At 58.7% G+C, this 11,958-nt stretch carries 14 protein-coding genes and 2 tRNA genes; 9 read left to right on the forward strand and 7 right to left on the reverse strand.

The annotated features are described in order from the left end of the window. Window positions 1-19: 19 nt before the first annotated feature. The 3 genes from J7G73_RS10390 (at window position 20) to J7G73_RS10400 (ending at window position 1,929) form a co-directional block, all read left to right on the forward strand. A tRNA-Thr gene (locus J7G73_RS10390) sits at window positions 20-95 on the forward strand. 175 nt (window positions 96-270) lie between these two features. Beyond that, window positions 271-346 (forward strand) — tRNA-Trp (locus J7G73_RS10395). A gap of 254 nt (window positions 347-600) precedes the next feature. Then, entirely contained in the window at window positions 601-1,929 is a 1,329-nt protein-coding gene (locus J7G73_RS10400) for a putative ABC transporter permease (RefSeq protein ID WP_291246200.1), read from the forward strand. Window positions 1,930-1,989: 60 nt separating this feature from the next. Here the strand turns inward: J7G73_RS10400 and sfsA are convergent, their stop codons facing one another. Further along, window positions 1,990-2,688: a DNA/RNA nuclease SfsA gene (sfsA, locus tag J7G73_RS10405; RefSeq protein ID WP_087294625.1), complete on the reverse strand. Its 699-nt coding sequence runs from the start codon at window positions 2,686-2,688 to the stop codon at window positions 1,990-1,992. Window positions 2,689-2,706: 18 nt separating this feature from the next. Between sfsA and J7G73_RS10410 the strand changes: the two genes are divergently transcribed. From J7G73_RS10410 to bilS, 5 genes are all read left to right on the forward strand, one after another. Continuing rightward, window positions 2,707-3,042, forward strand: coding sequence for a hypothetical protein (locus J7G73_RS10410; RefSeq protein ID WP_291246201.1), 336 nt, complete (start codon window positions 2,707-2,709; stop codon window positions 3,040-3,042). A 43-nt stretch (window positions 3,043-3,085) separates the two neighbouring features. Further along, window positions 3,086-3,988: an RICIN domain-containing protein gene (locus J7G73_RS10415; protein ID WP_291246202.1), complete on the forward strand. Its 903-nt coding sequence runs from the start codon at window positions 3,086-3,088 to the stop codon at window positions 3,986-3,988. 226 nt (window positions 3,989-4,214) lie between these two features. Beyond that, window positions 4,215-5,561 carry a cytochrome c biogenesis protein CcdA gene (locus J7G73_RS10420; RefSeq protein ID WP_291246203.1) on the forward strand — a complete coding sequence of 449 codons (1,347 nt, stop codon included), beginning with the start codon at window positions 4,215-4,217 and terminating at the stop codon, window positions 5,559-5,561. A gap of 152 nt (window positions 5,562-5,713) precedes the next feature. Further along, complete coding sequence (bilQ, locus tag J7G73_RS10425) at window positions 5,714-6,199, forward strand: bilirubin utilization transcriptional regulator BilQ (protein ID WP_087294632.1); 486 nt, start codon at window positions 5,714-5,716, stop codon at window positions 6,197-6,199. Between the two features lie 60 nt (window positions 6,200-6,259). After that, on the forward strand, window positions 6,260-6,763 hold the full coding sequence (bilS, locus tag J7G73_RS10430) for a flavodoxin family protein BilS (protein WP_291246204.1): 504 nt from the start codon (window positions 6,260-6,262) through the stop codon (window positions 6,761-6,763). A gap of 76 nt (window positions 6,764-6,839) precedes the next feature. On the opposite strand, the gene J7G73_RS10435 is transcribed toward bilS, so the two are convergent. The 6 genes from J7G73_RS10435 to J7G73_RS10460 form a co-directional block, all read right to left on the reverse strand. Further along, complete coding sequence (locus J7G73_RS10435) at window positions 6,840-7,832, reverse strand: hypothetical protein (RefSeq protein ID WP_291246205.1); 993 nt, start codon at window positions 7,830-7,832, stop codon at window positions 6,840-6,842. Next, on the reverse strand, window positions 7,829-8,560 hold the full coding sequence (locus J7G73_RS10440; RefSeq protein WP_291246206.1) for an SDR family NAD(P)-dependent oxidoreductase: 732 nt from the start codon (window positions 8,558-8,560) through the stop codon (window positions 7,829-7,831). Before J7G73_RS10440 ends, J7G73_RS10435 begins: the two co-directional genes overlap by 4 nt. Window positions 8,561-8,570: 10 nt before the next feature. After that, window positions 8,571-8,987 (reverse strand): MaoC family dehydratase, encoded by a 417-nt coding sequence (locus J7G73_RS10445; protein ID WP_291246207.1) that lies wholly within the window; start codon window positions 8,985-8,987, stop codon window positions 8,571-8,573. Window positions 8,988-9,064: 77 nt separating this feature from the next. After that, window positions 9,065-9,307, reverse strand: a complete 243-nt coding sequence (locus J7G73_RS10450; protein ID WP_058966615.1) for an acyl carrier protein — start codon at window positions 9,305-9,307, stop codon at window positions 9,065-9,067. Window positions 9,308-9,322: 15 nt separating this feature from the next. Continuing rightward, entirely contained in the window at window positions 9,323-11,101 is a 1,779-nt protein-coding gene (locus J7G73_RS10455) for an HAD family hydrolase (protein WP_291246208.1), read from the reverse strand. Window positions 11,102-11,232: 131 nt separating this feature from the next. Further along, window positions 11,233-11,538 (reverse strand): BofC C-terminal domain-containing protein, encoded by a 306-nt coding sequence (locus J7G73_RS10460; RefSeq protein ID WP_087294646.1) that lies wholly within the window; start codon window positions 11,536-11,538, stop codon window positions 11,233-11,235. Between the two features lie 224 nt (window positions 11,539-11,762). Here J7G73_RS10460 and J7G73_RS10465 point away from each other — a divergent pair. Next, on the forward strand, window positions 11,763-11,958 hold a 196-nt coding region (locus tag J7G73_RS10465; protein ID WP_291246209.1), incomplete at its 3' end, for a hypothetical protein.

Consider the following 11,958-nt stretch of genomic DNA (forward strand, 5'->3'; position numbering starts at 1 on the left):
CCATCCGGGTCGCCATCTTGCTGCTATAGCTCAGTCGGTAGAGCGCATCCTTGGTAAGGATGAGGTCAGCAGTTCAAATCTGCTTAGCAGCTCCATGGTAGAGCCCTTTCGGAATTTGCCGAAAGGGCTCATTTTTTGCCTTGAGACAGAGTGCCTTCTGTCCCAAAAGCGGGACAGAAAAAAGTGTAAAAAAATCGAAAATACTTGTTGACAGGCGGCTCGTTTTTTGGTATAGTAATAAGGCACCCGGCGAACGGGGCAACAGAATAAAGGGGTATAGCTCAGCTGGTAGAGCAGCGGTCTCCAAAACCGCGTGCCGAGGGTTCGAATCCTTCTGCCCCTGCCAAAGGCCCGTGAATGCGAAAGCATTCACGGGTTTTTTGTTGTTTTGACTCGGAAGGTAATTCTGCGATGCGGGGCAATAATCATATATGAAACCGGTAAAAAATGATCCTGGAACGAAGTTCGTTGTTTGTGCAATTGATTTTACGGTAGGATATGGTACACTTAAGCTACACTGTTAAGCCCGGAAGAAAGGAAGCAATCCCGGCGAACCATTGCTGAAGGTGGCGGAGAATTTCCGCCCAAAGGAGAAATTGTATGTATGAATTAAGCATGTTGTTCCTGTATTTTATTATCTATGCCTTTCTGGGTTGGTGCGCTGAGGTTGCGGTCACCGCGGTGAAGCAGCGCCGGTTTGTGAACCGAGGCGTCATGAACGGTCCCATTGTTCCTCTTTACGGTCTGATGGCCACCCTGGCCGGCGTTTTTCTGGAACCGGGAGAAAATAATCTTTTTGTGTTTGTGCTGGGCTCTGTGGTCCTGTGTGCTGCCATCGAAGTGGTGGCCGGTGTCATTCTGGAGCGGCAGTTTGGCCGGCGCTGGTGGGATTATTCCGACCGGCCCATGAACCTGAAGGGCTATATCTGCCTGGAGAGTTCTCTGGTCAAGGGCATTCTGGTGGCTCTGGCCGTGCGCTTTTTGACCCCGGTGCTGCACTGGGGCCTGAGCTTCCTGCCTGCAATTGCATTGCAGATTCTGGCGCTGGTGCTGGCAGTTGTGCTGGCGGTGGACGGTTTGGTCATGGTCTATGGCGTGCATGCGGTGCGCCGCCGCTGGAAGATGAGCGGCCCCATTGCGGAATATCTGCAGCAGGCCAGCGAGACCATCGGCGATGGCGTGACCACCCGCACTCTGGGCTGGTATCACGGCTACCAGAAACGGCATCTGGCCAAGGCCTTCCCCAACCTGACCCGCTTGTCCGGTGAGGAGATGCGTCCCGCCTCCAATGTTTTTGCCGAGGGCATCGGCTTTTATAAGCTGTTCTGGCTGTTTTTGATCGGTGCCTTTGTGGGCGATCTGATCGAGACCGTTTTCGTGTGGGGCACCTCCGGCGTGCTGATGAGCCGCAGCAGTCTTCTGTATGGTCCGTTCAGCGTGGTCTGGGGCCTGGGTGCGGCGATCCTCACCGTGGTGCTGCGCGGCCTGATGGACAAGAGCGACCGTTACATTTTCGTAGGCGGCGCGCTGATGGGCGGCGTGTACGAGTATATGTGCAGCGTGGTCACCGAGAAGCTGTTCGGCAAGGTTTTCTGGGATTACAGCAAGATCCCCTTCAACCTGAACGGCCGTATCAACCTGCTGTACTGTGTGTTCTGGGGCATTGCCGCGGTGGTCTGGGTCAAGGAGGTCTACCCCCGCCTCTCGGCCCTGATCGAGAAGATCCCCATGAAGGTGGGCAAGGTGCTCACCTGGGTGCTGGTGGTTTTGCTGGCAGTGGATGTGGCTCTCTCCTGCATGGCGCTGGGCCGTATGGACCAGCGGGAAAAGGGCATTCCCGCTACCAACGCGGTGCAGCAGTTCCTGGATGAGCAGTATCCGGATGAATACCTCACCCAGCGGTATCAGAATATGAAGCTTGCGGGCTGATTGGCCCGAAACAGAAAAAACGCGCTCTGGTCTCCGGCCAGAGCGCGTTTTTTGTTCCGTTTACATAAGACTTTCCGGCGGGGTCAGATCCGCGGGGACCGGAGCATTTACCGTCAGGCTGGAGGGGGTGACGCGGCAGTCGTAGGTTAGAAGTGTGACGCCGGCCTCCACCGCCCGGCGCAGCGCATGGCCGAAGTCCGGGTGGGTGGCCCAGTTGGGGGAGAATTGCTTCATCCCCTCCATTTGAAGCAGAATCATCACATAGCAGCGCCAGCCCTGCCCGGCCAGAGCAGCCAGCTCCTCCACATGCTTGAGCCCCCGCAGGGTGGGTGCGTCCGGGAAGCGGGCAAAGCCGTTTTCCTCCAGGGTGCAGCCCTTTACCTCCATCAGAATCTTCTCCTCGCCCCGACGGGCAAAAAAGTCGAAGCGGGAAGCACCCAGCTTATACTCGGCGCGCAGCTCGTCCAGGGGACCGATGCCGCCTGCGGCCAGCCATTCCGCCACCGCCTGATTGGGGGCAGCGGAATCCATATTCACCAGAAGGCCGTCCTTGTCCACAGCGATCAGGTCGTAGGGCGTTTTGCGGGCGGGATTGTCGCCCGGCTGCAGGTAAACGGTACAGCCCGGGCGCAGCAGCTCGGCGCAGCGGCCGGTATTTTTTACGTGGACATTCAGAATCTGCCCCTCCAGCTCCACCCGGGCGATGAACCGGTTGGGGCGGCTGAGAAAGTGGGCGGGAACAACGGCGGAATATTGCATAGAAAGCGGCCTCCTGAAATGTGGCTGGCATTTTTTTCTGACGAATTTTGGCACAATTGTGAAGTATTCTTCGCAGGGGCGCAACCACTGGATTTTAACAGAATAATATGGTATAATCAGGCAAGAAACAAAGCAAAAGGCAAACGTGTCAGCTTTGGAGGAGAGAGGAACGTACGGCTGGCTTGGTTTGAGGTTTCAGGGCGATACCGCATCATTCCAGGTGGTGGAGCACGCCAGAAAATTTTTTGTGAGATGAACCAAAAAGCGCAGCCAAGCCTTGGTGGCTTGCGAGCATTTTTGGAAAATATTACGGAAAATTTTGGCGTGATACGCCGCCTGAGGCTTGGGCCGTGAATTGTGCGGTATTGCCTTAGATAAGGAAGGAGCAGCGAACATCATGAAAAAGACGGTTCAGACGGTAATCAGTCCCGATAAATTCTACACCATTGCAAGTGCAAATGGCAAGGTTGTTGAAGTAGCGGATTTCAACACTGAAAATGGCGCGGCCATTCAGCTGTGGGATTACGCGGGCGAAGAGTGGCAGCAGTGGTCCTTCGTGCGCGCCGGGGAAGGCGTGTATCGCATCTGCAACCGCTTCACCGGTAAGATGCTCGACCTGATCGCCGGCGGCGTGGTAGACGGCACCTGGCTGCACCAGTGGGAAGGAACCAGCGGCTCCAGCCAGCTGTGGGTTCTGGAGAACACTGGCGACGGCCGCGTGAAGATCAAGTCCAACCTGTCCGGCAAGTGCCTGGATGTGGTGGGCATGAGCCAGGACAACGGCGCCCGCCTGCAGATCTGGCAGGATGTGAACGGCGACAACCAGCTGTGGGTCGTGGAGGAAGTAAAGGCCAAGAGAGCCAGCCGCAAAAAGGCTGTGACCGCGGACGAAGCTGCTCCCGCTGAGGAAGCCAAGCCCGCTAAGAAGACCGCCGCCCGCAAGCCTGCGGCCAAGAAGACCGCTGCCAAAAAGACCGAGGAAGCAGAGGCCCCCAAGAAGCCCCGCGCTGCCCGTAAAAAGGCTGAGCCCGCCGCCGAGGCGCCCAAGGCCCTGAAGGCTGCCGAGGAGCAGAAGGCTTTGAAGGCCGCTGAAGAGCAGAAGGCCCTGAAAGCCGCCGAGGAGCAGAAAGCTCTGAAGGCTGCTGAAGAGCAGAAGGCCTTGAAGGCCGCTGAGGAAACCAAGGCCCTGAAGGCTGCCGAGGAACAGAAGGCTGCGGAAGCTGCGAAGCCGGTTGAGGCTCCGAAGCCCGCTCCCAAGCCGAACCTGAAAAAGGTGGGCAAGCGCCGCGCTGCCAAGTAATCTGAGCACGACAATTTAAATAGAACGCAGGGCGGTCCGCCTGCCCTGGAGAGAGATGTTCCGGTGATTTGCGTCGCCGGCGTCCCGCCCCAGGCAGGTGGGCTGCTTTTTATGTGCAGCGATGCAAACTGTGAAAATTTGCCGCGTCTGTGATTATGCTACAGTAACCGTGTGGCCGGTTTTGCTATACTGATACATATTCTTACCATGGGAGGACCATTCGCTTATGGGTTTTAATCTGGAAACCAGTGTTTCTGTGTTTACGGTATTCATACAGGGCCTGCTCAGTTTTTTCTCGCCCTGCGTACTGCCGCTGGTACCGCTTTATCTGGGTTATCTGGCGGGCGGCACGGCCAGTGCCCGTCTGACCGACAAGCAGCGCCGCCGCATTGCGCTGCGCAATACCATCTTCTTCATTCTGGGTGTAAGCTTTGCCTTTTTCATGCTGGGTCTGGGCTTCACGGCGCTGGGCAAGCTGCTCAGCGGAAACCGGGCTCTGGTAGCCCGGCTGGGTGGTATTCTGATCATCCTGCTGGGCCTGTATCAGGTGGGCTTTTTGCAGGTGGACGCTTTGCAGAAGGAACGCCGCCTGCCCTTTGATCTGAACCGGTTCAGCATGAACCCGCTCACCGCCCTGATCCTGGGCTTCACCTTCAGCTTTGCCTGGACACCCTGTGTGGGCCCGGCGCTCACCAGTGTGCTGGTTATGGCCGGTTCCTCCGCCTCCCGGACCCAGGGCTTCTTGCTCATCGGCGTGTATACCCTGGGCTTTGTGCTGCCTTTTCTGGCGGTGGGCCTGTTCACCAGCCAGGTGCTGTCCTTCTTCCGCCGCGATACCTCCTGGCTCAAGTACACCGCCAAGGCGGGCGGCGTGCTGCTGATCCTGATGGGTGTAATGATGTTCACCGGCTGGATGAACAGCTTCACCGGTTATCTGTCCGGCGTGGGCGGTTCCGGCACTGGAGCATCCTCGTCCCAGGCGGTAAGCAGCAGTCAGCCGGAGTCTCAGGCTGAAAGCCAGCCGCAGGCCAGCAGCGCCCCGGCGGAATCGGGCACTTCCAGCCAGCCGGAGAGTGCGGCCGGCAGCCCGGAGAAAGAGGAGTACCCGGTGGTTGCCGCGCCGGACTTCACTCTGGTGGACCAGTACGGCAATGAGCATACCCTTTCCGACTACAAGGGTAAGACCGTATTCCTGAACTTCTGGGCTACCTGGTGCGGTCCCTGTAAAAAGGAGATGCCGGATATCCAGCAGCTGTATCTGGACCACGGCGAAAACACCGGTGATGTGATCATTCTGGGCGTGGCTGCACCGAAGAGTGAGGACAACCCCTTCAATCAGGAGACCCTGGATGCGGACGGCATTGCAGACTTCCTGGAGGAGGGCGGCTACACCTATCCGGTGCTGATGGATACCACCGGCGATGTACTGATGAACTACGGCATCTCGGCTTTCCCCACCACCTTCATGATCGACAGCGAGGGCAACCTGTTTGGCTATCTGCAGGGCAGCATGACCCGCGAGATCATGGACAGCATCATCGACCAGACCGTGAGCGGCATTCGGGCAAACTGATCCCGCCATCGGCCGATTGATATTGGAAAAAGAAAGAGGCGTTTTCCCGCAAATGGGGAAAACGCCTCTTTTTTGAGAAAATACTTGACAAATGCAGATAAATTCATATAATTGATTTTGTCAGTGAAAATCAAACAGGAGGAAGACGGAACATGGAACAGACACTAGCGTTCTATATCAATCTTCTGCGGGGGGACTTCACCCAATTCTGCGCCCAGCGGCTCAAGGAGCTGGGGCTTTCTCAGGGGCTGCTTTACTTTTTGCTGTATGTGGGGCGGCATCCGGGCTGTTCAGCAGGGGAGCTGGCCTCGGTGATCGGGGCGGACAGCGGCCATACCACCCGCTCGGTGGAAAAGCTGGTGCAGCAGGGCTTCATGACTCGCACCCGTTCCCAGCAGGATAAACGGGCGGTGGTGCTGGAGCTGACCGAACAGGGCCGGGAGGCCTTTGTTCAGGCGGGCCGGTGGTTCTATCAGTGGGAAGCCCAGCGCACCCAGGGCATGAGCGAGGAAGAGGTGACGCAGCTGAAGGGGCTGCTGCAAAAAGCAATGGCCGGTATCCCCATGCCAAAATCCCCCATGGAATCGGCTCCGGGGCCGGTGCGAAAAGCAATCCGCAAGGAAACTTGTCAGGAATAAATCACCCATCACCGTCGCCAGGCTGGCGGCAATCTGCAACCATGCAGGAAAGGAAAAACTATGCGTTACTCCATTGTATATTCCAGCAACACCGGCAACACCCGCCAGCTGGCCGAGGCAATTGAACAGCAGCTGCCCACCGGGGATCTGCTCTATTGCGGCGCGCCGGACGCGGCAGCGCTGCAGGCGGATGTGCTGTTTGTGGGCTTCTGGACCGATAAAGGCAGCTGTGATGCAAAGGTGGCCGAACTGTTGAAGCAGACCGGGGGCAAGACCGTGTATCTGTTCGGCACCGCCGGGTTCGGCCAGAGCCAGCAGTATTTTGACCAAATTTTGGCCCGTGTGCGGGAAAACCTGCCCGCCGGTGCGGTGTATGGCGGCGGCTATATGTGCCAGGGCCGGATGCCTCAGGCGGTGCGCAGCCGCTACGAGGCCATGCAGGCCAAGGAGCCGGAGAATGCCCGCTACAAAATGCTCATCGAGAACTTCGATGAAGCGCTGGCCCACCCGGATACCAACGATCTGGAAGCCGCCGTTGCCTGGGCCAAAGGCAGCCTGGCGTAAGTATTTCCAAAAATAACAAAAGCACTGGAAACGGGCAGGGTATGCCGTTCCCAGTGCTTTTTTGTTGCAGAAAAAATCAGTCCACCGTCAGGTTGGGCCGGTCCTGGTCGCCGTCCGCTTTGAACAGCACGAACTGGTCCGGGTTATTGGTGAAGTAATAGTATTCGGTGTTCTCAAAGAGGGGAGGAGTGAGATAGTTGGGCAGGATATTCTCACTGTCCTCGCCCCGCTCGCAGAAGCCCGCCGCCGCAAACACTTCGGCGGGAATGCCCGCGCAGTAGCACTCGGCGTATTCCGCCCCGGCGGCATGGAGCAGGCCGTCAATGGCTTTGCCCAGCCGGGGAAGTGTTTCGTCCCGGCCGATGAAATCCACGATGCGCAGCACCTTGCCGCAGCCGCTGTCCACCACCCGGGCCACAAGGCAGGCCAGCGTTACGCCGTTCTCCCGGGCACAGTATACATCATATGTAAGATGAGGGAAGGCGAAATACCGACGGGTCAGGTACCACAGGTCCTTTTTGGGGGTGTGGGGCGTTTCGGGCAGACCCAGCTCGGCCAGCTGCTCCGGGCTGTTTACCCGTTCCAGCGTCAGGTCGCCGCCCACCGGCAGTACGGTGGGGTCCGTCACCCGGGCCAGGCTGTAACTTTCCTGACCGGAAAGCCGGTAGAAGTGGGGCACCCGGTCCGCGTGCCAGCCCAGGAACCGGTAAAAGGCCATGGTCTTGGGCCGGATGTTGTTGCAGGCCACCACCGAAGCACCGGTGAGTTCGGGCAGGGCGTTCATCAGGTCCAGCCCCACACCGTTGTGGCCCTTCTTCGCCACCCACACCGAGACCCAGATGTCCGGCGTGGGGGATTCGTTGGCCCGGATGTATCCGGCCACCGCCAGCAGCTGGCCGTTTTCCTCGGCCAGCGCGTATTGCAGCGCATCGCCGCTGCGGTAGTAAAAGTTGAAATATTCCGGCAGGTTCACCAGTGGCAGCTTCCAGTCGAAGTTTTCGTTGATGAAGCCGATCACCCGCCCGGTCTCCTCCGGCCGGGCAAGGCGCAGGGTCAGAGAATCGCTCATAAGGCGCTGCCTCCGGTGATGGGCAGGGTCACGCCGGTGATGAAGCCGGCCTCGTCGCTGAGCAGGAAGACCATGGCGGGCACCACGTCGCTGGGGCGGGCGTTGCGGCCCATGGGGTTGGCCTCGGCGCTGGCCTGCACGATCAGATCGCTGGTCTCAGCCAGGAATTTGGTTTCCATCATGCTGGGGGCCACGCAGTTCACGGTCACGCCGAAGCTGGCGTAGTCCGCGGCCAGGCTCTTGGCCAGGCCCGCCAGGGCGCTTTTGGCCATCACATAGGCGGCGGTGTTCTTGGGAGGCATGCCCAGCAGGTAGCTGGTGAGCATGAACAGCACCCGGCCCTTTTTGGCCTTGGCCATGCCGGGCACAAAGGCCTTGCACAGAGCAACGGCGCTGCGCACCTGCACCGACAGGTCCAGCTCAAAGCGCTCCTCGTCGAACTTCTTGAATTTGGTGTTTACCACCCGCAGGGCGGGCAGATGTACAAAATGGGTGGGAGCGGGGCAGTTCTTCTGCACGTCCTCGATGAAGGCGCACAGCGCTGCCTCGTTGGTCAGGTCCACATCATAGGTGCGGATGGCCCCGGGGTGCGCCTGGCACAGGTCAGCCAGACCCTTCAGATCGCCCGCGCCCTGGGCGATGAAGATGTCGCCCTCCTGATACAGCCGCTCGATCAGCGCGCAGCCCACATCGCTGGAAGCGCCGGTGATCAGATATACATTGCCCATAAAATCCTCCTTATTTTGCCACGCCCGCCTTGATGATGCCGCGGGTCACTTTTTTGCCGTCCTGATTGGTAATGGTCGCCTTGATGGTGATCTCGCCGAACACCTCGTTCACCTCGTCCACCTTGCCGGTGATGGTCAGGGTGTCGCCGATGAAGATGGGCTTGGCGAATTTGGATTCCACACTGTGCAGCAGGCAGTGTTCGCCGGGCAGGTAGACGCCCGCCAGGGTGGAAAAGAAGCTGGCGCCCAGCATGCCGTAGACCACCCGGCCGGGGAAGCCACGCCCGGCGGCGTATTCCTCGCTCATGTGGATGGGGCTGTTGTCGCCGGTGATGGCGTAAAAGGCATCCATCATTTCGGCGGTCACGGTTACGGTGAAGCTCTCGGTCATGCCGGGGGTGATGTCCGCCAGAGTGTAGCTGTTCATGGAAATATGTCCTCCTTTTAAAAAGGGCTCAAACAGAAAAGGGGCCGGGCCCGCAGCCCAGCCCCTTTTTCGGTCGTTTACGCGGTCAGACGCTCGATCAGATCCAGCAGGTCGCCCACGTTCTCCAGGCCGCGCACGTCGTCCAGCTTGAACTTCAGGCCGAACTTCTTCTCCATGGCGGTCAGCAGGTTGATCTGCTCCAGGCTGTCCCAATCCTCGATGTCGTCGGCGCAGGTCTCGCGGGTGATCACCAGCTCCTCGTCGTCGAAGTTGTCGCGGAAGATCTGCTGTACAGCGTCAAAAATGCTCTGCTTATCCATTTGAAAAACTCCTTTTTAAACGATCTCGATCTCCATCACACCGCACTGAGGCTCGTAGCCCGCGAAGCCGGTGAATTCGAAGGTCAGGTTGCCCTGGTCATCCTGGGCGGTTTGTTCAAAACCGATTGTAGCATAAAAATCGCGAACGAGCAAATTTTTTGCGGTGGGGTAGTAGTGGCCCACGATCTTTTCCACACCGGCAGCGGCGGCGCGGCGCACCAGCTCGTCGAACATGGCGTGCTCCAGACGGCGCTTGAAGGTGCGGCAGCTCATGATCCAAAGATCCATATCCAGCACGTTGCCTTGGATGTGACCGATCATGGCGGTGACCAGGCCGTTGTCGCCGAACTTGTCCACCAGGCGGCCATACAAAGTGATGTAAGCAGGATCGGCCATGATACCCTCCACCTCGGCAGCGGTGTAGCGGCGGGTGGTCAGGTTGAACTGGTTGGTCTTGTTGATCAGCTGGGTGATGCGCTCGGCGTGGGGGACGTCGAAGGCGCCGATCTCACAGTGCATCTCCAGGCTCTTCAGATAGTCGTTGTAATCGCCGAAGCTCTGCTCCAGCTGGGCCCGCTCCAGATTCTGCTTGTACATGCTGGCACGCTTTTTGTCGTCCGCCGAGAGGGTGGTCACCTCAAAGTAGCCGCTGCGGTCGATGGCTGCGATGTACTCCTCCGGTGCACCCAGCTCAGGTACGGTCACACCCGGCAGCTCCTGACGAACAATTTCCCGCTCGGCAGGGTTGTCATCCACGAACACGAAGCTTTCCGGCAGGATGTTGATCTCCTGGGCCATGGCCGCGATGTTCCGGCTCTTGGGCTCCCAGTTGGCCTTGAAGCAGAGGAAATCATCCCGCTTGAGCACGGTGTCCGCCCGCTCGAAGCCGGTCAGGGCGATCTTCTCCTCGTTCTTGCTGCACACGTTCAACAGGATGCCCAGCTTGGACAGTTCCTTTAAGTAGCTCTGGAACTCCGCGTAGGCCATGCCGGCGGGGGTCTCATTGCCCATCACGATGCCCTCGGGGCCGTCGTCGCCGATGATGCCGCCCCACAGGGTGTTGTCCAGATCCAGAGCCAGAGCCTTTTTGTTCTTGCCCAGCAGGCTCTTGATGATGTTGGCCACGCTCTGGCACAGGTAGGGGATGCAGTCAATGCTCACCGCGTACTTGTAGGCGTACCAGGCAGTCTGGCTGCTGAAGGCGTCCATGCCGTGCACCGCCTGCAGGTAGGCCAGGTCGTTCAGATAAAGGTTGGGGGTGGCCTCCGCCAGGGCAGCCAGCTTTTCGTTCAGCTGGCGCACAAAACGCACCCGGCCGTGGCAGTCCACACCCTCCCGGTTGCCCATCACCCGGTAGACCGGCAGATCAAAGTTGTTGGCAATGACCGGGCAGCCGAAGGCCAGCGCGGCCCGGATGGCCTGCTCGAAGCGGGTGTATTCCGCGTTCAGCTTCTCCTCCACCCGGGAGGGCTCGTCGGCGGAATCGGGCCAGAGCTTGATGTTGCGCACGCTGGTGTGGATGTAGATCACATCCGGTGCAAAGGCCTTCAGCGAGCCGTCGTCAAAGACCAGATTTTCATAGAACAGCGCGTAAGCGCCCTCGTGGAAGGTGGGCTTGATGCCGTTTTCCAGCAAAAACAGCTCCAGAATATTTTTGATCTCACCAATGGTGCTGCCGCTCATAATGGCGACCTTTTTTTCAATCAGACCCTGCTTTTCCAGCAGCTGGCGCTTGAGGCTGCGCTTTTTTTGCAGCAGATAGGCCGGGTCCAGGGGATAATCAAAACAGTTCACGGCAAATTCCTCCTCGCAGAAGTCATGACCCGCCGGAAGGGGGCGGCCAAAGCCGCGGGCGCAAGCAGGGCCCGTCACGTACAGTCACATACAGCTTGATTATACTATAAACCCCGGCGACGCGCAACGCGTCACAACCCAAAATCCTCCAAAAGCCGCTGCAGCTGCTCCTGGCTTTCCAGTGGGATGCCCGCCTGCAGGCTCAGCACATCCTGTTCAGGCAAAAGATGTGTGTAAACATCATACACCTCCACCGGCTGGTCCTCTTCGCCAGACTCACCGGAGGCGAACAGGGCCAGTTTGCCGTGCCAGTCCCGCAGGGTATAGCCGCTGGAGGGGGATTCCTTTTCAAACGGGCGCAGAGCAAATACGGCCACGCTCGCCGCAAGGCCCAGCGCACAGAGCAGAGCCAGAAGATAGATCCATACTTTCGGCATAGTGATTCACCTCTTTGAAAACAGTATGGCCCGGGCAGGCGGGTTTCAAACGGACAGATGTGAAATTCCGTTTTTGCTGTACTTGCGGCAGGCACTTGTGGTATAATATCAAAATAGGCAGAGCAGCGCCTGAATGTGAAAAACTTTTTATAAAGCATTCGGGCCTGTTTGGCTGTGCCGGCAAGGCGGCTTTGGCCGTGTTCCGGCGGGGCTGCCCGGGGCGAATGGGCCCTGCGGCGATGTCCCACACATTTTTTCATCGAATTATTTCCGCAAAGGAGGCGGTCCCCATCGAAAACAACGAACACCGCAATATCCGGCGCCCGCAGAACAGCCAGAGTGGCCAGAGCGCGCCCCGCCGGGTAAACCGCACGCCCGGTGCGGGCACGCAGCGCACGGTCAACCGCAGCGCGGCGGCCG

Source organism: Allofournierella sp. (assembly GCF_017889395.1).
Lineage (GTDB): Bacteria > Bacillota > Clostridia > Oscillospirales > Ruminococcaceae > Allofournierella.

Coding starts and splice junctions, on each gene's coding strand:
- J7G73_RS10460 (WP_087294646.1), bottom strand. CDS start 11,538: ATGCCGAAAGTATGGATCTATCTTCTGGCTCTGCTCTGTGCGCTGGGC.
- bilQ (WP_087294632.1), top strand. CDS start 5,714: ATGGAACAGACACTAGCGTTCTATATCAATCTTCTGCGGGGGGACTTC.
- J7G73_RS10420 (WP_291246203.1), top strand. CDS start 4,215: ATGGGTTTTAATCTGGAAACCAGTGTTTCTGTGTTTACGGTATTCATA.
- J7G73_RS10435 (WP_291246205.1), bottom strand. CDS start 7,832: ATGAGCGATTCTCTGACCCTGCGCCTTGCCCGGCCGGAGGAGACCGGG.
- sfsA (WP_087294625.1), bottom strand. CDS start 2,688: ATGCAATATTCCGCCGTTGTTCCCGCCCACTTTCTCAGCCGCCCCAAC.
- J7G73_RS10400 (WP_291246200.1), top strand. CDS start 601: ATGTATGAATTAAGCATGTTGTTCCTGTATTTTATTATCTATGCCTTT.
- bilS (WP_291246204.1), top strand. CDS start 6,260: ATGCGTTACTCCATTGTATATTCCAGCAACACCGGCAACACCCGCCAG.
- J7G73_RS10410 (WP_291246201.1), top strand. CDS start 2,707: ATGTGGCTGGCATTTTTTTCTGACGAATTTTGGCACAATTGTGAAGTA.
- J7G73_RS10450 (WP_058966615.1), bottom strand. CDS start 9,307: ATGGATAAGCAGAGCATTTTTGACGCTGTACAGCAGATCTTCCGCGAC.
- J7G73_RS10440 (WP_291246206.1), bottom strand. CDS start 8,560: ATGGGCAATGTATATCTGATCACCGGCGCTTCCAGCGATGTGGGCTGC.
- J7G73_RS10415 (WP_291246202.1), top strand. CDS start 3,086: ATGAAAAAGACGGTTCAGACGGTAATCAGTCCCGATAAATTCTACACC.
- J7G73_RS10445 (WP_291246207.1), bottom strand. CDS start 8,987: ATGAACAGCTACACTCTGGCGGACATCACCCCCGGCATGACCGAGAGC.